The 19,304-nt window shown below is 73.6% G+C and carries 17 protein-coding genes and 2 pseudogenes; 11 read left to right on the top strand and 8 right to left on the bottom strand.

All coding sequences use genetic code 11. From position 1 onward, the window contains the following. Nucleotides 1-70: 70 nt before the first annotated feature. Entirely contained in the window at nt 71-1,354 is a 1,284-nt protein-coding gene (locus tag ABZZ38_RS18055) for a M6 family metalloprotease domain-containing protein (RefSeq protein WP_356740692.1), read from the bottom strand. A gap of 582 nt (nt 1,355-1,936) precedes the next feature. On the opposite strand from ABZZ38_RS18055, the gene ABZZ38_RS18050 reads away from it, so the two are divergent. From ABZZ38_RS18050 to ABZZ38_RS18040, 3 genes are all read left to right on the top strand, one after another. Beyond that, nucleotides 1,937-2,842, top strand: coding sequence for a LysR family transcriptional regulator (locus tag ABZZ38_RS18050; protein WP_356740690.1), 906 nt, complete (start codon nt 1,937-1,939; stop codon nt 2,840-2,842). A gap of 76 nt (nt 2,843-2,918) precedes the next feature. Then, a complete protein-coding gene (locus ABZZ38_RS18045) occupies nt 2,919-3,473 on the top strand; it encodes a cysteine dioxygenase family protein (protein ID WP_356740688.1) in 555 nt (184 codons plus the stop codon). After that, a complete protein-coding gene (locus ABZZ38_RS18040; RefSeq protein ID WP_356740686.1) occupies nt 3,473-4,522 on the top strand; it encodes a putative sulfate exporter family transporter in 1,050 nt (349 codons plus the stop codon). The genes ABZZ38_RS18045 and ABZZ38_RS18040 overlap by 1 nt, the downstream gene beginning before the upstream one ends. 121 nt (nt 4,523-4,643) lie before the next feature. Here the strand turns inward: ABZZ38_RS18040 and ABZZ38_RS18035 are convergent, their stop codons facing one another. After that, the gene (locus ABZZ38_RS18035) at nt 4,644-5,144 is read right to left on the bottom strand and encodes a MarR family transcriptional regulator (RefSeq protein ID WP_356740684.1); all 501 of its coding nucleotides are present in this window, start codon (nt 5,142-5,144) and stop codon (nt 4,644-4,646) included. A gap of 109 nt (nt 5,145-5,253) precedes the next feature. On the opposite strand from ABZZ38_RS18035, the gene ABZZ38_RS18030 reads away from it, so the two are divergent. Next, nucleotides 5,254-6,045 (top strand): class III extradiol ring-cleavage dioxygenase, encoded by a 792-nt coding sequence (locus ABZZ38_RS18030; RefSeq protein WP_356740682.1) that lies wholly within the window; start codon nt 5,254-5,256, stop codon nt 6,043-6,045. A 17-nt stretch (nt 6,046-6,062) separates the two neighbouring features. Here the strand turns inward: ABZZ38_RS18030 and ABZZ38_RS18025 are convergent, their stop codons facing one another. Beyond that, the gene (locus ABZZ38_RS18025; RefSeq protein ID WP_356740680.1) at nt 6,063-6,668 is read right to left on the bottom strand and encodes an N-acetyltransferase family protein; all 606 of its coding nucleotides are present in this window, start codon (nt 6,666-6,668) and stop codon (nt 6,063-6,065) included. A 150-nt stretch (nt 6,669-6,818) separates the two neighbouring features. Here ABZZ38_RS18025 and ABZZ38_RS18020 point away from each other — a divergent pair, with 150 nt between their 5' ends. Continuing rightward, entirely contained in the window at nt 6,819-7,823 is a 1,005-nt protein-coding gene (locus tag ABZZ38_RS18020) for a sigma-70 family RNA polymerase sigma factor (RefSeq protein WP_356740678.1), read from the top strand. A 251-nt stretch (nt 7,824-8,074) separates the two neighbouring features. On the opposite strand, the gene ABZZ38_RS18015 is transcribed toward ABZZ38_RS18020, so the two are convergent. Further along, on the bottom strand, nt 8,075-9,199 hold the full coding sequence (locus ABZZ38_RS18015; RefSeq protein WP_356740676.1) for a transcriptional regulator: 1,125 nt from the start codon (nt 9,197-9,199) through the stop codon (nt 8,075-8,077). Between the two features lie 62 nt (nt 9,200-9,261). Between ABZZ38_RS18015 and ABZZ38_RS18010 the strand changes: the two genes are divergently transcribed. From ABZZ38_RS18010 to ABZZ38_RS17995, 4 genes are all read left to right on the top strand, one after another. Further along, a complete protein-coding gene (locus ABZZ38_RS18010; RefSeq protein ID WP_356740674.1) occupies nt 9,262-10,812 on the top strand; it encodes an MFS transporter in 1,551 nt (516 codons plus the stop codon). A 131-nt stretch (nt 10,813-10,943) separates the two neighbouring features. Further along, nucleotides 10,944-11,705 (top strand): DeoR/GlpR family DNA-binding transcription regulator, encoded by a 762-nt coding sequence (locus tag ABZZ38_RS18005; protein WP_356740825.1) that lies wholly within the window; start codon nt 10,944-10,946, stop codon nt 11,703-11,705. Next, complete coding sequence (pfkB, locus tag ABZZ38_RS18000; protein ID WP_356740671.1) at nt 11,702-12,640, top strand: 1-phosphofructokinase; 939 nt, start codon at nt 11,702-11,704, stop codon at nt 12,638-12,640. The genes ABZZ38_RS18005 and pfkB overlap by 4 nt, the downstream gene beginning before the upstream one ends. Nucleotides 12,641-12,652: 12 nt before the next feature. Continuing rightward, on the top strand, nt 12,653-14,791 hold the full coding sequence (locus ABZZ38_RS17995) for a fructose-specific PTS transporter subunit EIIC (protein WP_356740669.1): 2,139 nt from the start codon (nt 12,653-12,655) through the stop codon (nt 14,789-14,791). A 193-nt stretch (nt 14,792-14,984) separates the two neighbouring features. Here the strand turns inward: ABZZ38_RS17995 and ABZZ38_RS17990 are convergent, their stop codons facing one another. Beyond that, nucleotides 14,985-15,749 (bottom strand): DUF6227 family protein, encoded by a 765-nt coding sequence (locus ABZZ38_RS17990; protein WP_356740667.1) that lies wholly within the window; start codon nt 15,747-15,749, stop codon nt 14,985-14,987. Nucleotides 15,750-15,892: 143 nt separating this feature from the next. Then, nucleotides 15,893-16,927, bottom strand: a complete 1,035-nt coding sequence (locus ABZZ38_RS17985; RefSeq protein WP_356740665.1) for a P1 family peptidase — start codon at nt 16,925-16,927, stop codon at nt 15,893-15,895. Between the two features lie 443 nt (nt 16,928-17,370). On the opposite strand from ABZZ38_RS17985, the pseudogene ABZZ38_RS17980 reads away from it, so the two are divergent. Further along, nucleotides 17,371-17,845 (top strand): annotated as a pseudogene (locus tag ABZZ38_RS17980) (hypothetical protein). Between the two features lie 21 nt (nt 17,846-17,866). After that, nucleotides 17,867-18,076, top strand: a complete 210-nt coding sequence (locus ABZZ38_RS17975) for a hypothetical protein (protein ID WP_356740663.1) — start codon at nt 17,867-17,869, stop codon at nt 18,074-18,076. A gap of 9 nt (nt 18,077-18,085) precedes the next feature. Here the strand turns inward: ABZZ38_RS17975 and ABZZ38_RS17970 are convergent. After that, nucleotides 18,086-18,653, bottom strand: a pseudogene (locus ABZZ38_RS17970) (MscL family protein). Between the two features lie 72 nt (nt 18,654-18,725). Then, nucleotides 18,726-18,983, bottom strand: coding sequence for a hypothetical protein (locus ABZZ38_RS17965; protein ID WP_356740661.1), 258 nt, complete (start codon nt 18,981-18,983; stop codon nt 18,726-18,728). Nucleotides 18,984-19,304: the final 321 nt, after the last annotated feature.

Raw genomic sequence — 19,304 nt, 5'->3', positions numbered from 1 at the left:
GTGGTGACGGGCGCGGGCGAGTGTGACGGACGGGGGTGCGGGTGACGCCGACCCGGTGGGTGGTGAACGGTCACAGGCGGGTGACGCGGACCCGGTAGGTGCCCGTCCCGCGGTTCTCGGACAGCACGTGGATGCGCAGTCCGCTCTCGCGGTCGGTGTACGACTCGCCCGGTCGGAACGGCGCGTCCGACAGCTCCGCGTGCACGTTCGGCCGGCGCGTGCACCCGCCGCTGTCCCGGTCGCTGTCCACGACGGTGACCGGGCCCTGCCCGGTGTCCACGTTCGACCGTACGTGGTAGATGAGGACGCCCGGCTCGCAGACCGCCTCGTCGTTGCCGTCCCGGGTGCGGACCTCCACCGCGTACCCGGTCTCCTCCGTCAGCGGTATGAACGCCAGCTTCGTGCCGTCGCCGCGCGTGGACAGCGGCGTGAGGGTGTAGTCCCGGCTGCCGGCGGTAGAGGCGCACCGCACCTGGTCGTTGTCGAGCCACCCCAGCTTCCACTTGTGCCAGCCCAGCAGGTCGTTGTTGGCGCCCCAGTCCTCGGACATGATGTCCCAGTGCCCGACCGCGCCGCCGCCCTCCTGCGTGTAGAGGTCGGGCAGGCCGAACACATGGCCGTTCTCGTGGGGCAGGACCCGGTAGCCGGTCTCGTGGTACGAACCCGAGCCGTCGTCCTGACGGCTGTAGACGAACGAGGTGTTGGCGAGCGGCACACCGTCCGCGTGCGGCGCGTCGCCGTTGCCCGAGAAGGTCACCGACAGGACGGTGTCCAGCGCCGAGGGGCCCGCGTTCGGGGTGACCAGGATGTTGACCAGGTCGTACGCGCTGAAGTCGACCTCCGGGTCGGCGGCGGTCACGATGTCCTCGACGAGACGCCGATAGCCCGGTTCGTACGGTGAGCCGCGCTCTATCCCGTACGCGGAGAACGGCAGCGGCATCCGCAGCCAGTCCGGCAGGGGCGCCTCGGGCCGGTACACGAGCCGCCCGTACGAGCTGACGCGGAACCAGTCGGAGGTCTGCGGGAAGAACTCCGCGTACCGGCTCATCGCCGTGCCCTCCCCGGGCGCGTCCGGAAAGTCGATCATCAGGTTCAGGGCGCGGACCTCGCCCGTCGAGCGGGCGTAACCGGGTGGTGTGGGAATGCCCTCCGACATCTGTACGCCCATGGTGGCCGTGATCCGGCACGGTCCGAGGGCCAGTTCGTCGGTGGTGTCCCCGGCTGCGATGGGGCCGGCCGAGGCGCGGGTGCGGTCCGGGAGGGTCGAACTCGCCGTGGCCAGCGTGGCGAGGGCGAGGGTGGTGGCCGCGCCGAGGGCGACCGGTCTGCGTATCCGCCGGCGGGTGTCCTCCATACACGCTGGTCCCTCCGGTCCGCGGCAGGCGGCCGGATCCGCGCTGCTCTCCGTCCCGAACAGCCTGTGTCGGGGCCTCTGGGGCCGCCCGCCGGGTGGGCCGATCGTGGGATTCGCGGGGAAGGGGTGACCGGCACGGCTCAGCCGGGCTTGCGGAAACGCGGGACGTGTCCCTCGGGGAGCGGACCTGGGCGTGTCCCCCGGGGGCGTGACCCTCGGGGGGCCTCGGGGGCGTGTCCCTCGGGAGGCGGACGTGGGCCACCCGCCGGGTGGGGTCGTCGGGGTGCTGGCACCGGTCCGGCGTCGGGGTGACGGCACCGGTCCGGCGTCGGCGCGATGGCACCGGTCCGGCGTCGGGGTGACGGCACCGGACCGGCGTCGGCGCGATGGCACCGGTCCGGCGTCTGCGCCATGGCACCGGTCCGGCGTCGGGGTGACGGCACCGGTCCGGCGTCTGCGCCATGGCACCGGTCCGGCGTCGGGGTGACGGCACCGGTCCGGCGTCGGCGGTGGCCGGGAGTGGTGTTCGAGTGGCCGGGAAGCGGCCCTTTCCGCACCCCAATTTCCGCTTATGCTTTCGACGTGTTCGATTCCCGGTACATCAAGACCTTCCATGAAGTGGTCAGGACCGGTTCCTACACGGCGGCCGCCCGCGCCCTCGGGTACACCCAGCCGGCCGTCAGCCAGCAGATGAAGGCCCTGGAACGGGACGTCGGCACCCCCCTGTTCACCCGCGTCGGGCGCGGCCTGCGGCTCACCGAGGCGGGCGAGACGCTCACCCGGCACACCGGCACCATCCTCGACAGCCTGGCCGTGGCGCAGGAGCAGATCGACGCCATCGCGCGGCTGCGCTCCGGGCGGGTGCGGGTCTGCGCGTTCCCGAGTGCCGGGGCCACGATCCTGCCCGAGGCGATGGCCCGGATGGCGGAGCAACACCCCGGCGTGCGCGTTGAGTTGGTCGAGTGCGAGCCACCGGAGTCACTGCGCATGGCCGCCCGCGGTGAGTGCGACATCACGCTGGCCTTCAGCTATCCCGGACTGCGCGTCGACGTCCCCGGCGAACTGGCCGAGTTCAAACTGCTGGAGGACCCGCTGACGGTGCTCCTGCCCTCCGGGCACCCGCTCGCCCGGCGCCGGGCCGTGCACCTCGCCGACCTCGCGCACGAGCGGTGGATCGCCGGCTGCGCGCGCTGCCGCGCGAACTTCCTGCACGCGTGCGCCGAGGAGGGTTTCAGCCCCGACATCGCGTGCACGACGGACGACAACCTGGTGATGCAGAGCCTGGTGGCCGCGGGCATCGGTATCGCGATGGTCCCGGCGCTGGTGCTGTCGTTCCTCTGCCACGCCAAGGTCACCGGCCGGATCGTGGAGCCGCACACCCGGCGCCAGGTGTACGCGTACGTCCTCCGCGACCACCTGCGGATCCCCGCCACCTCGCTCGCGCTGGACGCGATCGTCGCGGCGGCGGAGGCGAAGGTGGGCTGCTGACCCATCAGGGGTCGTTGGGGGTCCGGTAACGAACCCTGCCTGGACGCCGGGGTCCGGCCGCCCGGACGCTCCGGTCATGACGACCACCGCCTCCCTCACGTCGGCCACCGCCCGCCTGCGAGCCCTCGTCACCGAGGTGCGCGACGTCGTGGACCGGGGCCTGCCACCCGAGCCGACCGCCCGGCTCGTCGCCGCCCGCCTCGCCCCGCACCTGGGCACCCCCGACCTGCTCACCGCCGCGCAGTGCGAGGGCGACCCCGGGCGCTACCGCCAGCACGTGCTGCACGCCGAACCCGACGGCGCCTTCTCCGTGGTGTCCCTGGTCTGGCTGCCCGGCCAGGCCACGCCCGTCCACGACCACGTCTCCTGGTGCGTCACCGGTGTCCACCGGGGCGAGGAGCACGAACGCCGCTACGAACTGGTGCCCGACGGCGCGTCCGCGCGGCTGGTCGCCACCCAGGACGTGGTGAACCGGCTCGGCGCGGTCGCCGCCTTCGCGCCGCCCGGCGACATCCACCTCGTACGCAACGGGGGCAGCGGTACGGCCGTGTCGGTGCACGTGTACGGCGCCGACATCACGCGGCTGGGCACCAGCATCCGGCGCGTGTACCCGGTGCCGGTGGACGCGTAATGGTCCTCGCCGGTACCCGTACGGCCACCCCCGCCCGTACGACGCCGGTCCCCGGGCTCGCGCTCGCCGCCGCCGGGGTCGGCGCCGCCTGGCTCGTCCACCTCGCCGTGCCCGCCGTGCCCCTCCTCACCGCCGCCGTCGTCCTCGGCGTCGCCGCCGCGCACACGCCCCGGCTGCGCACCCGCGTGCGCGGCCACTGCCGGGCCGGGCTCACCCTGGCCGCCAGGCGGCTGATGCGGGCCGGGGTGGTCCTGCTCGGGCTGAAGCTGGGCCTCTCGGACGTCCTCGGCCTCGGCTGGGGGACGGTCGCCATGGTGCTCGCCGTGGTGGCGGCGACCTTCGGCGGCACCTGGTGGCTGGGGCGCCGGCTCGGGCTGCCGGGCGACCAGCCGCTGCTCATCGCCACCGGGTACGCCATCTGCGGTGCCTCCGCCATCGGCGCGGTGGCCGCGGTGCACGACAGCGACGAGGACGACGCCGCCACGTCCGTCGCCCTGGTGACGCTGTGCGGCACGCTCGCCATCGCCGTACTTCCGCTGCTGCACGGGCCGTTGGGGCTGACGGACGCGCAGTTCGGACGGTGGGTCGGGGCCGGGGTGCACGACGTCGGCCAGGTGGTGGCCACCGCGCAGACCGCGGGGCCGGCCGCGCTGGGGGAGGCCGTGCTGGTCAAGCTGATGCGCGTGGCACTGCTGGCGCCGCTGGTCGCGGGGCTGGTGGTGGCCGCGCGCCGCCGGGTGCGCACCGGGGCCGGGGGAGCGGGGGCCAGGGGTGCGGCTGCGGGGGGACGGCCGCCGCTGGTCCCGCTGTTCGTCGCCGGGTTCCTCGCCATGGTGGCGCTGCGCACGACGGGGCTGCTGCCCGCGCCCGTCCTGGCCGCCGCCGGGACGGCGCAGGAAATGCTGCTCGCCACCGCCCTGTTCGGCCTCGGCAGCGCGGTGCACCTGCCGACGCTCTCCCGCACGGGGGCGCGGGTCGCGGTGCTCGGGCTCACCGCCTGGGTGATCGTGGGGTCGGTGTCGTACGGCGGAGTGCTCCTGACGACCTAGACATCCTGGATGTACCAGATGTCCTTGACGTCCAGGACGACCTGGGCAGTCTGGGCGATCTCGATGACCCGGATGCCTCGATGACCCGGACGCTCTGGGTGTGTTGGCCCGCAGTGGTGTTCTAGCGCAGCCAGGGGAGGTCGGCGTTCGGGTCCGTGGGCTGGAGGCCCTCGGCCATCACCCGCATGATTTCGCCGAGCTGGCGGACCTGCTCCGGGCTGAGCCGGTCGAAGATCGCCTGTCGTACCGCGGCGACGTGACCGGGTGCGCTGCGTTTGAGGACCTCGTAGCCCTGGTCCGTCAGGTAGGCGTTCTGGCCGCGCTTGTCGGAGGGGCAGTCCTCGCGGCGCACCCAGCCGCTCTTCTCCAGCCGGGCGACGGCGTGCGACAGCCGGGAGCGGGTGATCTTGGCGCCCTTGGCGAGTTCGGTCATGCGCATCCGGCGGCGCGGGGCCTGGGAGAGCTGGACGAGCAGGCCGTAGTAGACGTGCGGCATCCCGGCGTCACGCTGGAGCTGGCGGTCGAGATGGTCCTCCAGCAGCGTGGTGGCGTGCAGATACGCACGCCAGACGCACTGTTCGTCGTCGCTGAGCCAGCGCGGCCCGTCCTGGTCGTCGCTCATGTCTCCACTCTAAGGCTTCTTGAAAGTTGAACTACATGGTGTGGAGCGGTACGGTCGAATTCGATTGAAGTTTCAAGTAGTAACCTGGAACCATCGACCGGGAGTCGCCATGACCGCCACCCCCAGCGGGCGCATGCCCGCCCTCTACCTCTCCCACGGCGCGCCACCCCTCGCCGACGACCCGGTCTGGCCCGGCGAGCTCGCCGCCTGGTCGGCGGCCCTGCCGAGGCCGACCGCGATCCTGATGGTCTCCGCCCACTGGGAGGAGGCCCCCCTCGCCCTCGGCGCCACCCGGACCGTGCCGCTCGTGTACGACTTCTGGGGCTTCCCCGAGCACTACTACGGCGTGCGGTACGCCGCCCCGGGCGCGCCCGGCCTCGCCGACGCCGTGCGCAAGCTGCTGCGCGCCCCCGGCACGCCCGTGCAGGACATCCCGGACCGGGGGCTGGACCACGGGGCGTACGTGCCGCTCGTCGAGATGTACCCGGACGCCGACATCCCCGTCCTGCAGATCTCGCTGCCCACCCTCGATCCCGGCGCGCTGATGGGGATCGGGCGCAAGCTGGCGCCCCTGCGGGACGAGGGCGTACTGATCGTCGGGAGCGGGTTCTTCACCCACAACCTGGCGGCGCTGCGGCACACCGGTCCCGGCGTGCCCGCGTGGTCGGCGGAGTTCGACGACTGGGGACGGCGCGCCCTGGCGGCGAAGGACGTGGACGCGCTGCTGGACTTCACGCACTCCTCTCCGGCCGGGCTGCTCGCGCACCCGCGCACCGAGCACTTCGCCCCGCTCTTCGTGACGCTGGGCGCGGCGGACGCGGCCGGCGACCTGGGCGGTGGGCGGAGCGTGATCGAGGGGTTCTGGATGGGCCTCGCGAAGCGGTCCGTGCAGTTCGGGTAGCCCGGCCCCGGACAGGGTTACAGGTCCTTCTCGTACCACGCCACGTCCCAGTACCGCCCGAACTTCCGCCCCACCTCGGTGAACGTGCCGGTGTGGCGGAACCCGAAGCGGGCGTGGAGGCGCACCGAGGCGTCGTTCGGCAGGGCGATACCGGCGTACACCCGGTGGACGTCCTCATCGGCGAGGGCGCCGAAGAGGCGGTCGTACAGCAGCGTGCCGATGCCGCGCCCGACGGCCTCCGGCGCGAGATAGACGCTGACCTCGACGGACGTGGAGTACGCGGCCTTCGGCCGGAAGGGGCTCGAGGTCGCGTACCCGAGCCGCCGGGCGCCGGTGTGGCTACCGGTGGGGGCGCCTTCGCGGGTGACGTCGTGGGCGGCGGTGTCGTGAGCGGCGGTGTTCTGGGCGGCGGTGTCGTGAGCGGTGCGGTGGGCAACCAGGAGGCGGTGGGGGCCGTCTTCGGGGTGGGAGCGCAGCCATGGAAGCCGCTGTTCGGGGGAGAAGGGTTCCGTGTCGAATGTGATGGCCGTCTCGCGGACGTAGTGGTTGTAGATGTCCGTGAGGGCGCCGAGGTCCGCCTCCGCGCCCGCGCTGACCTGCACGTCTGTCCATCCGTCCGACATTCGGCCTCCCCTGGTGGCCGCACAGGGTACTGCAAGATCACGAAAAAGGGTGGGTGCCATGGGAATTCTGTCCTGATTCCAGTCGTTGTTTCCGTCGGATGCAGGGCACCCGGAAGGGTGTCGCGACACCTACTCAGCAAGGGAGCTCGCATGGCAACCCGTGCCGTCGCCCAACGTCAGTCCGCCGCGACAGCGACCGGGACCGACAGGGCAAGCAGTGCTCGCGCCGTGGGCGGGGAGATCGCCGACCGCGACCTGGTCGGCATGTACCTCGATGAGATCGCGCGCACGCCCCTGCTCGACGCCGCGAAGGAGGTCGAGCTGTCCCAGACCATCGAGGCGGGTGTGTACGCCCACCAGATCCTCGACGGCGAGATCGAGAGCGAGGCGGGTGGCGCGTCCCGTGAGGAGTTGGAGGCACTGGTCGCCGAGGGCGAGCGCGCGAAGGACGTCTTCATCCGCTCCAACCTGCGGCTCGTCGTCGCGGTGGCCCGGCGCTACCCGCGCAGCGGCCTGCCCCTCCTCGACCTGATCCAGGAGGGCAACGCCGGCCTGGTACGGGCGGTGGAGAAGTTCGACTACGCCAAGGGCTTCAAGTTCTCGACGTACGCGACGTGGTGGATCCGGCAGGCCATCACCCGGTCGATCGCCGACCAGTCGCGCACCATCCGGCTCCCGGTCCACCTGGTGGAGGAGCTCGGGCGCATCCGGCGCGTGCAGCGTGAGTTCAACCGCGAGCACGGGCGCGACCCGGAGCCCGCGGAGATCGCGGCGGAACTCGGCACTTCGCCGGAGCGGGTCATCGACGTCCTGGACTGGGCGCGCGACCCGGTCTCCCTGAACATGCCGGTGGACGACGCGGGCGAGACGCAGTTCGGCGACCTGCTGGAGGACACGTCAGCGGTGTCGCCCGAGCAGTCGGTGCTGACGCTGCTGCGCAGCGAGGAGCTGGACGACCTGATCGGCAAGCTGGACCACCGCACGGCCTCCATCATCCGGATGCGGTACGGCATCGAGGACGGCCGGGAGCGGACGCTGACGGAGGTCGGCAAGGAGCACGGGCTGACGCGTGAGCGCATCCGGCAGATCGAGAAGCACGCGCTGCTCGAACTGAAGCGCATGGCCCGCGACACGGGCTTCGACGCGGCGGCGTAGGCCCCGCCGGGGCCCGCCGCGAAGGGTCAGTCACCGGAACCTCGCGCCGGTGGCGCGGGCGGATGCGGGGAGCGTGGACCCGTGGGCGGGTCCGTCTCCCGTGCGGCGGGTACTTCGGGCGTGCCGTGGACCGATGGGCGCGTCCGTCCCGTGGGTACGGCGACCACCTTGGGCGGGTCCGTCCCCGTGGGTACGGCGACCACCTTGGGCGGGGGTGGCCGGGCGGGCCGACGCTGCCCGTCGGGTGGGTACTACTTCGGTCCGGCCCCCGTGGGGTGGGTGCCACTTCGGGCCGACGCTGCCCGTCGGGTGGGTGCCACTTCGGTCCGGCCCCCGTCGGGTGGGTCACCACTCCGGGCGCGCGCACGTGTACAGGCGCAGGCGCGGCCACGCTGTCCGTCAGGGCGTGCCGGGTGGGGTGGGCTCCGCCGCGCGGGTCGACGGGCGCCCAGGTCGGACACGTACGACACCAGCGCCTGCGGACCGTGCACCGTCAGCTCGCAGTCGACCAGGGCCAGCCGGAGCGCCAGCCACTCCACCGAGTCCGCGGACCGTGCCCGCAGACGGCAGGTGTCGGGGCCTGTCGGCTCCGGGACCAGATGGTGCGGCAGGCGGGCCGCCACGAAGGACGCGGGCGCCGCGAACGTCACGTCCACCTCGTGGTCCTGCCGCGTCCGCGCCGCCGAGTGCGACAGCATCCGCGCCGCGTCCCCGGCCGGCAGCTCCCGCGGCGTGAAGCGTGCCCCGGTCGGGAAGGGCTCGCTGACGCGGTCGACGCGGAACGTGCGCCAGTCCTCCCGGCCCAGGTCGTACGCGACGAGGTACCACCGCCAGCCCGTGGAGACCAGCCGGTACGGCTCGACCTGCCGTCTGCTCTCCGTGCCGTCGCCCGCGCGGTACGCGAACCGCAGCCGTTCGTGCCCGGTCACGGCGCTCGCCAGCGCGGTGAGCGTCGACGGCGCGACCGTCGCGCCGTCGCCCCGCGTGAGGGGGATCGTCGCGTTCTGGAGGGTGGAGACCCGGCGCCGGAGGCGGGACGGCAGCACCTGTTCCAGCTTGGCCAGCGCCCGTACGGCCGCCTCCTCGACGCCCTCGATCGCGTGGCCGGCCCCCGCCCGCAGCCCGACCGCGATGGCGACGGCCTCCTCGTCGTCGAGGAGCAGCGGTGGCATCGCGCTTCCGGCGACGAGCCGGTAGCCGCCGATCGGCCCCATCGTCGCCTCGACCGGGTAGCCGAGGTCGCGCAGCCGGTCGATGTCCCGCCGGATCGTGCGCGGGCTGACACCGAGCCGCTCGGCGAGCTCACTGCCGGGCCATTCGCGCGGGGTCTGGAGGAGCGACAGCAGATTCAGGAGGCGTGCCGGGGTGTCCGTCATGTCCACCAGCATGCCGCTCCACTAGGACATGATCTGTCCTACATCCCGCCTACGTTCCTCCCATGACCTCCACGCAGTCGCAGGACCTCCCGCCGGATCGCACGCGCGCCGCCGCCGACCGGCGCCGATGGCTCGCCCTCGCCATCGTCATGACCGCCGCCTTCATGGACCTCGTCGACGTCACCATCGTCAACATCGCCATTCCGAGCATCGAGCGCGATCTGTCCGCGTCGTTCGGCGCGATCCAGTGGATCACCGCCGGGTACGCGCTCGCCTTCGCCGCCGGGCTGATCACCGGCGGCCGGCTGGGCGACATCTACGGCCGCAGGCGGCTCTTCCTCGTCGGCATAGCCGGTTTCACCGCGGCCTCCGCGCTCTGCGGCTTCGCCGTCAACGCCGAGATGCTGGTCGCCTCCCGGCTCCTCCAGGGCGCGATGGCCGCGATGATGGTGCCGCAGGTGCTGGCGATCATCCATGTCACCTTCCCGGCGCACGAACGCGGCAAGGTCTTCGGGATGTTCGGCGCGATCGTCGGGCTCGGGGCGGTGTCCGGTCCGCTGCTGGGCGCGCTGCTGACCCAGTGGAACCTGTTCGGCCTGGAGTGGCGGCCGATCTTCCTGATCAACCTCCCGGTCGGCATCGCCGGTCTGATCCTGGGCCGGAAGTTCATCGTCGAGTCCCGCGCCGACCGGGCGCTCCGCCTCGACCTGGTCGGTGTCGCGCTGGTGACCCTCGGCCTGCTCATGCTGCTCTACCCGCTGACGCGCGGTCGCGAGCTGGGCTGGCCGCTGTGGGGCCACCTGTGCATGGCCGGCAGCCTGGTGGTGTTCGGGGCGTTCGTCGCGTACGAGAGGCGCAAGACGCGCAAGGACGGCTCGCCGCTCGTCGAACTGTCGCTGTTCCGGGTGAAGAGCTTCGCCGCCGGTATCGCCGTCCAGCTGACGTTCGGTGTCGTGATGGGCATCTTCTTCCTGGTCTGGACGCTGTACATGCAGATGGGGCTGGGCTGGAGCCCGCTGAAGGCGGGGCTGACCGGTGTGCCGTTCTCCCTCGCCGTCTCCGCGGCGGCCGGCATGTCCGTGCAGAAGCTGGTGCCCCGCTTCGGCCGGAAGGTGCTTCAGGCGGGCGCGCTGACGTTCGCCGCCGGGCTGCTCCTCTACATCTGGGAGGCCGGGCGGTACGGCACGGGCATCGAGCCCTGGCAGATGGCGCTGCCGCTGGTCGTCATGGGCGCCGGCATGGGGTTGATCGTGGCGCCGCTGACGGACGCGGTGCTGTCGGACGTGCCGCGGGAGCACGCCGGTTCGGCGTCCGGGCTGATCAACACGGTTGGGCAGATGGGTACGGCGCTGGGCCTCGGACTGGTGTCGGTGGTCTTCTTCGGGGTGATCGACGACAGGCGGCCGACGACTCCGGCGCAGGTCGGTACGGCGTTCGTGGACGCGTTCCGGGGCTCGCTGTGGTGGGTCGTGGCGGTGGCGGCGGTCATCTTCGTGGTGATGTTCGCGCTGCCGGCCAAGCCCCGGCAGGAGCGGGCCGCGGAGACCGTGGGCGAGGCGTCCACCCCGTCCGGCACGGCGGAGAAGGACGCGGAGCCGGTGCTCGTGCACTGACGGCGGCGGTTCGCGCAACGAGGCGAAAGGCCCGGCACCCGGAAGAGGGGCCGGGCCTTCCCGCGTGCCCGGATGTGTCGTACGGTGGCGTTGGAACCACACGTTCGGGCATAGAACGGATGCAAACCAACATGTACGCACCGGAGCGCCAGCAGCAGATCCTGCGCCTCGCCCGCGAGGGCGGCCGGGTCGACGTGCTGTCCCTCGCCGAGGAGTTCCAGGTCACCGCCGAGACCATCCGGCGCGACCTCAAGGCCCTCGACCGCGCCGGGCTCGTCCGCCGGGTCCACGGCGGCGCCATTCCGGCTGGGCGGCTCGACTTCGAACCCGACCTCGCCGAGCGCGAGTCCACCGCCGCCGACGAGAAGGACCGCATCGCGCGCGCCGCGCTCGCCGAACTTCCCGAGGACGGCACGGTCATCCTCGACGCCGGCTCCACAGTGGCCCGCCTCGTCGCCGGCCTGCCGCTGGACCGCTCCCTCACCGTCGTCACGCACGCCCTGCCCGTCGCCGCCCGGCTGGCCGACCACCCCGGCATCACCCTCCACCTGGTCGGCGGCCGGGTCCGGCACAGCACCCGCGCCGCCGTCGACGCGTGGGCGCTCCACGCGTACGCGCAGATCAGGGCCGACGTCGCCTTCCTGGGCACGAACGGTTTCTCCACCGCGTACGGGCTCACCACCCCCGATCTCGCCGAGGCCGCCGTCAAGCAGGCCGTCGTCGCGGCGGCGCGGCGCGTCGTCGTGCTGGCCGACTCGGGCAAGTACGGCCAGGACCACTTCGCCCGGTTCGGCGACCTCCTCGACGTGGACCTGGTCATCACCGACAGCGGGCTCAGCCCCACGGACGCGGCGGCCATCGAGGCGGCCGGAACGGACGTCGTACGCGCATGATCCTCACCGTCACCCCCAACCCGTCTCTCGACCGGACCTACGAAGTCCCGGCGCTGGAGCGCGGCGGCGTGCTGCGCGCCGCCGGTGAACGCCTGGACCCCGGCGGCAAGGGCGTCAACGTCTCCCGGGCCGTCGCGGCGGCCGGGCACCGTACCGTCGCCGTCGTACCGCTGGGCGGCGCGCCCGGTACGCTCCTCGCCGAGCTCCTCGCCGCCCAGGGCATCGAGGTCGCCCCCGTCCCGCTCAAGGGGCACACCCGCTCCAACATCGCGGTCGCCGAACCCGACGGCACCCTCACGAAGATCAACGCACCCGGCCCCGTACTCACCCCCGCCGAGTCCGAGGCGATCCTCTCGGCCGTCGGCAGGTACTCGCCCACCGCCACCTGGGTCGCCTGCGGCGGCAGCCTCCCGAGGGGCCTGACCCCCGCCTGGTACGCCGACCTCGTCACCCGCGCGCACGGCTACGGCGCCCGGATCGCCCTCGACACCTCCGGCCCGTCACTCCTCGCCGCGCTCCGGGGCCGGCCCGACGTGGTGAAGCCGAACGCGGAGGAGCTCGCCGAGGCGGTCGGCCGGCCTCTCGCGACGGTCGGCGACGCGGTCAAGGCGGCCGAGGAACTGCGCGCGGCGGGCGCCGGCACGGTACTGGCCAGCCTGGGCGCCGACGGGCAGCTCCTCGTCTCCGGCGCCGGCGTCCTCTACGGGTACGCGGCCGTCGACGCCGTACGCAGCAACGTCGGCGCGGGCGACGCCTCCCTGGCCGGTTTCCTCACGGCGGGCGGCGAAGGGCCCGCCGCGCTGGCGGCGGCGGTCGCGCACGGCGCGGCGGCCGTCCGGCTGCCCGGCAGCGAAATGCCGACACCGGCTGATCTGGACCTGTCCTCGGTCACCGTGACCGCGGACGTACCCCTCGACCGAGCACTCAGCGAGTAAGGGAGCCGCGCGATGAGCGACATGATCACCGCGGACCTGGTCGACCTCGACCTGGCCGCGCAGACGAAGGAAGAAGCGGCCCGCTCGCTCGCCGAACGGATGGCGGCGCTGGGCCGGGTGACCGACCTGGACGGCTTCCTGGCCGATGTGGCGGCGCGCGAGGCGCAGATGCCGACGGGCCTGGACGGCGGGATCGGCATCCCGCACTGCCGCAGCGCGCATGTGACCGCGCCGACGCTCGCGTTCGGGCGCGCGGCCGGCGGCATCGACTTCGGCGCGCCGGACGGACCGGCGGACCTCATCTTCCTGATCGCCGCCCCGGCGGGCGCGGACGACGCCCACCTGACGATCCTGTCCTCACTGGCCCGCCGCCTGATCGACGCTGACTTCACGACCGCCCTGCGCACGGTGACGTCCCCGCGGGCGGCGGCGGCCCTGCTCAGCGGGGAGGCTCCGGAAGGGGATGCGGAGGCGGAGGCTGAGGTTGCCGGCACCGGCACCGACACCGACACGGACACCGACACCGGCACCGACACCGACACGGACACCGGCACCGGCACCGCGTCCGACGCGGACACCGGCACCGACACCACGACCGGCACCGACACCACGACCGGCACCGCGTCCGACACGGACACCGACACCGACACCGGCACCGGCACCGGCGCCGGGTCAGGAGCCGGGGCGTTCCGGATCGTGGCCGTGACGTCGTGCCCCACCGGCATCGCGCACACCTACATGGCCGCCGAGGCACTCCGGGCGGCAGGGCGGGACGCCGGCGTCGACGTGACCGTCGAGACGCAGGGCTCCGCGGGGTTCGCCCGGCTCGACCCGGCCGTCATCGCCGCCGCCGACGCGGTGATCCTCGCCCACGACGTGCCCGTCCGGGACAAGGAACGGTTCGCCGGGAAGCCCACCGTCGACGTCGGCGTGAAGGCCGGCATCAACCGGCCCGCCGAGCTGATCGCCGAAGTCCGCGGCAAGGCCGAGCGCGGCGAGATCACCGCCCCCCACGCGGCCACACCGGTCGAGAGCGCGGGCGGGCCCGGCGAGGGGTACGGCACCAAGCTCCGCACCTGGCTGATGAGCGGCGTCAGTTACATGGTCCCGTTCGTCGCCGCGGGCGGTCTTCTCATCGCCCTGGGCTTCGCCATCGGCGGCTACACCATCGACAAGGCTCCCTCCGTCGCCGAGCACTTCGCGTGGGGGCAGGCCGACAGCTGGGCCGCGCTGCTGTTCCAGATCGGCGGGCTGGCGTTCGGCTTCCTCGTCCCCGTCCTCGCCGGTTACATCGCGTACGGCATGGCCGACCGGCCCGGGCTCGTCCCCGGCTTCGTGGGCGGCGCCATCGCGCTCACCATCGACGCGGGGTTCCTCGGCGGTCTCGCCGCGGGTCTGATCGCGGGCGCGGTGGTGCTGGCGATCCGGCGCGTCAGGGTGCCCGGCCCCTTGCGCGGGATCATGCCGGTCGTCGTCATCCCCCTGCTCTCCTCCGCGGTCGTCGGCTTCCTGATGTTCCTGGTGGTCGGCAAACCGATCGCCTCCCTCCAGGCGGCGCTCACCGACTGGCTGTCCGGACTGTCGGGCGCCAACGCCGTCGTCCTCGGCGTGATCCTCGGGCTGATGATGTGCTTCGACCTCGGCGGCCCGCTCAACAAGGTCGCGTACGCCTTCGCCGTCGGCGGCCTGGCCACGCCCAACGAGGGCTCGCTCAAGGTCATGGCGGCCGTGATGGCCGCGGGCATGGTGCCGCCGCTCGCGATGGCGCTGGCCACCGTCGTGCGCGGCAAGCTGTTCACCCCCACCGAACGGGAGAACGGCAAGGCGGCCTGGGTGCTCGGCGCCTCGTTCATCACCGAGGGCGCGATCCCCTTCGCCGCGGCGGACCCGCTGCGGGTCATCCCCTCGGCGATGGCGGGCGGCGCGGTCACCGGCGCCCTGTCCATGCTCTTCGAGTGCACCCTGCGCGCCCCGCACGGCGGCGTGTTCGTCGTCCCGCTGATCGGCCACCCGTTCCTCTACCTGGTCGCGATCCTCGCCGGCACGCTCGTGAGCACCGCGCTCGTCGTCCTGCTCAAGAGCCACGCCCACCGGATGCGGACCCCCACCCCCACCTCCGAGACCGCCACCAAAGTGCCCGTCGCGGCCTAGCGCGCCGCCGTCCGGTGCCCGTCCCCTCCATGTCGGCGCGGCCCCCGACGACATGCGACGCCCCGGCGGCGACGGCAGCGACCGGCGTGCCGGGGCGGGCGTGCTCGGCCGGTGAGTCGCCGGGCAGCGTCACGCCGGGCGTGACGATCAAGGCGCCGGGGCCGAGCACACCCCGCGACGGCGCCGCCGGGGGTCAGCGCACCCGGGCGCGGAGCTCCATCGCCTCGCGCGCGGTGCGCTCGTCCTCGTACACCTCGCACATGTGGCGCCCGTCCGGTGTCGCCGTGTGCTCCACCTCCCACACGCTCATCTCAGTGCCGTCCAGCAGCAGGAAGCCGTGTTCGTACAGCGTGAAGCCGACGTCCCGGCCCGCGACGCTGCACTGGCGGCCGAACACCTGCTTGATGTGGTGCGCGAACGCGCCCCGCAGCCGCGCCGCGACCTCCTCGCCCGGCCGGTCCGCGTTCTCCGCGCGACGCAGCACCCGGCGCGCGTGGTCCGCGGAGTCGTCCGGCTCGTACACCGGCGCCGCCGCCGGAGGCGTCGACAGCAGCGCGCCCAGCAGCTCCAGATCCAGGTCGACGTCCAGCCCCGGGCCGCGGTACCGCTCCCGATCCGTCTCCGGCTCGGAGAAGCCGGCCGGCAGCCGGGACGCCGCGAGCCTCACCTCCGACTCGTCCGCGTACAGCTCGTGCTGGTCGCCGCCGTCGCGACCGGTGTTGTGCACCAGCTCCCACAGCGTCAGCGACGACCCGTCCGTGAGCAGATACGTGTGCCGATACGTCGCGCGGTGCAACTGGGCGCTGTGGTGCGACGAGTGCAGCGCACTGGCGTGCGCCAGCGCCGAGTCCAGACGCTCGACCAGCGCGTCGGGCAGGTCGAAGGAGTTGAGCGCCCGCCCCAGGAGCCGCTCGACGTGGGTCTCGGTCGTCTCGTAAGCATCATTCGGAACGTTCAAGATGGGACTCCAGGCCGTCGCCGCGTGTCACTTGATGCTTGCTTAAGGTAGTGCCTGGGTCCGACAACGTGTCCGGCTTCCACAAAACGTGGGGCGCGCGGAGCGAGTTCCCGCGCCCCCACCCAACTCCCGGGCCCCGCCGGTCAGTCCGTCCCGTACAGATCCCGGTACGCGGGGAAGTCCCCGCCCGGACCCGACACCGATCCGGCGCTCTCCACGGCCCGGACGATCGCCCTGGTCACGACGTCCGCGCCCGCCGCCAGCACCTCGTTGAGCGCGAGCGGGTGCGCCGGGCGCGCGAGGGGGCGCACACCCGTCGCGAGGGCGAAGACGGTGTCACCGTCGTTGAGCAGATGCACCGGGCGCACGGCACGCGCGATACCGTCGTGCGCCGTTCCGGCCAGCTTGTGCGCCTGCGCCCGGGTCAGGTCGGCGTCCGTCGCGACGACGGCGAGCGTGGTGTTCAGCGACGGCTCCCCGCTCCGCTCCCTGGCGGCGGCCAGGCGGCGGAGCGCCGCCGCGTGCACCTCCGGGTCCGGCGGGGTGACGTGGCCCCGCCCGTCGCCGTACCGCCCGTACAGCACGCCCGTACCCGGATCGACCGCCGAGCCGACCGCGTTGGCCACGACCAGTGCGGCGACCGTCACCCCGGAGGCGAGCACCATGCTCGCCGTGCCGACCCCGCCCTTCATCCCGCCGACCACCGCGCCCGTGCCCGCGCCCACCGCGCCGCACGCGACGGGCGCCCCCTCGGCGGTGGCCGCCGCCGCCTCCACGGCCGCACGGCCCGTCGAGGCGTCCGGGCGGGCCTTGAAGTCGCCGCCCCGGCCCAGGTCGAACACGCACGCCGCCGGGACGACCGGCACCACGTGCGCGGGGTCCGGCCCGACCCGTACGCCCCGGCCCCGCTCCTCCAGCCAGGCCATCACCCCGGCCGCCGCTTCCAGCCCGTACGCGCTGCCGCCGGTCAGGACCACCGCCTCGATGCGCTGGACCAGGTTGCGCGGGTCGAGCGCGTCCGTCTCCCGCGTCCCGGGGCCACCGCCCCGTACGTCCACGGCCGCGACCGCCCCGCCCTCCGGTGCCAGGACGACGGTGGTGCCGCTCAGCGCCCCGTCCCCCGCCACGCGCGCGTGGCCGACCCGCAACCCGGCCACGTCCGTCAGTGCGTCATTCATGCACCCTGCGTACCACGCGGGGGCCGTACGGGCGGTCAGATCGCCCCGCTCCGGGCGCGCGGGGACGACGCCGGGGCGGGAGGCCATCCGTGGTAAGCCGTCACTCCCGAGGTCCCCATAAGGGGCGGACCGTCCACGTCCCCCCTACGGTGGCCGCGTGCCCGCTCCCTCCGCCAGCCCCGAACCGCCCGACCCCCCTGAAGACCGCGCACATCGCGAGGCCCGCGAGGAGCGCGCCCCGGACGTCTCCGGCGGCCCCGCCCCGCTCACGCCCCCGTGCACGCCGCCCCCGGGTCCGCCCACGCCGCCGGGCAGGACCGCCCCGGGTACGCCGCACCCGGTCCACCCGGGCGCCCGGCCCGCGGCGACGAGCGAGCCGGCCCCCGACGAGCCCCCGGCCCCGACGGGCGAACCCAGACCCGACGACCCACCCGCGCCCACCGGTGAGCCGGGCCCCGGTGCCCCGCCCGCCCCCACCGGCCCCCCGGACCCGGGCGCCCCATCGGTCCCCACCGGCGAACCCGACTCCACCCCTACCGGCGAACCCGGCCCCCACGACCCGCCCGCGCCCACCGGTGAGCCCGCTCCCGACGATCCGCCCGCGCCTCTGGGGCCGGACGAGGTGTCGACCGGGCCCCCCGCCGTCGGCGCGTCGCCATCACCGCGCACGCCGGGCCCACCGAGGCCGCGCGACCGGCCCCGGCCCCGGAAGCCGACAGGAACCGGAACGCTCCTCCCAACCGTCGGCCCGCCTCGCCGGCACTCACCGTCCTCGCCGGCCGACTCCGGGGCCTGCCCGTCGTCGTCGACGAATGGATGGAGGGCGACACCGCGACGGCCTGGCGGGCGCCGCCTTCCCCGGTGCTGTCGTTCCTCGCCGTCCTCGGTCTGTGCCTGCTTGACCCCGAGGACCGGTGACACCCGGCGTACGCTGGGAACATGAGCACCGCCCCCGCCCCCGGACCGCGCGATTCGAAGCCCGAGCCGGCGCCGCCGAAGAAGAAGACGCCGGCGTTGAGCTTCGACGATCCGCTCGACCAGCAGTCGGCGGACGATACGGACCGTGGGTGGGGTGAGCGGACTCCTGACGGCGACGGCGCCGCGGATCTGGGGCGCTTCCTCGACGAGAAGCCGCCGCACCACATCTGAGCCGACGCCCTAGCCGATACCCGGGCCGGGGCCCAACGGCCCCGGCCTCGGGGTGTCATGGGTCCAGTCGGCCGTCCGCCCGCCGCGCCGCGCGACGAGCTCGTCGCGGATCTCCTTGAGCACCGCCAGCTCCGTGACCTCCAAGGTCTCCTCCACGCCCGCCTTCTGCCTCTCCAGCGCGGCCCGTCGCGCCAAGGTATGTGGCCATGGGCAGCACCATCAGGAAGTACACGACCGCCGCGGTGATCAGGAAGCTGAGCGTGGCGCTCAGCACCGTGCCCCACAGGATCGGGATGCCGCTGACGGCGTTCCCACTGTCGTCCACCTCGCACGGGCCCTTCAGACACGACTGGTAGTGGTCCAGGGCCTTGGTGCCGAAGGCGCCGACGATCGGATTGATGACCCCCCTCACCACCGCGTTCACGATGCTGGTGAACGCGGCTCCGATGACCACCGCGACCGCCAGGTCGATGACGTTCCCCCGCAGGAGAAAGGCCTTGAAGCCTTCCAGCACGCTCTGCTTCTTCTCCTGGCTCACCACGGTGCCTTTCGTCGCCTGTGCGGTTGGCCGAGCCATTACGCCGCGCACCGCCCATGACCGTCCACTCCGGACACACGGACAGGTGAGGTGACGGAAAGCCCGTACGGGTCAGCACAGGATCACCGCCAGCCGGGAGCCGGCAGCCGCGCCGGCCAGCGCCGTCGCCGTCGCGCGGGGGACGGACAGCACGACCAGCGCCCCGCCGTCCGGCGACGGTTCGGGTGTCCGCGGAACATCGGCCACACGGACCCCCGAGGCGACCACACGGGCGTCCCCGTCACCCGACGGCGACACCCCGGCGGCGATCACGTCCACCCGGTCGCCCGGCCGCAGCAGCCGTACCGTCGCCCCGTCCGCGATCCGCACCGGAGCCGACACCACCTCGACCGGCTGCGGCCGATCCCGCCGGCGATCCCGCTGCCGGTCCGGCGCGTGGTCCGGCGCCCGTTCCGATACGCGCTCCGATGCGTGGTCCGATGCCGTGACCGTCTCCGGTTTCTCGGTGGAGCCCGGCCCCCGAGGCCCGGACGCGGCCAGCGCGGCAGCCGTCACGGCCAGCCCGGCCGCCAGCGCGCGCCGCCGGCGGCGCACCGCCCGCCCCAGCCGGGGACAGAACGGATCTCCCTCGGGGAGGGAAAGAGTGTGAGGGGAGTGGTGTAGATGTAGGTGGTGGCCGGAGCAGTAAAA

This window comes from Streptomyces sp. NPDC006368 (genome assembly GCF_040612535.1).
Taxonomy (GTDB): Bacteria; Actinomycetota; Actinomycetes; order Streptomycetales; family Streptomycetaceae; genus Streptomyces.
This window is presented reverse-complemented; position numbering and strand designations above follow the sequence as displayed.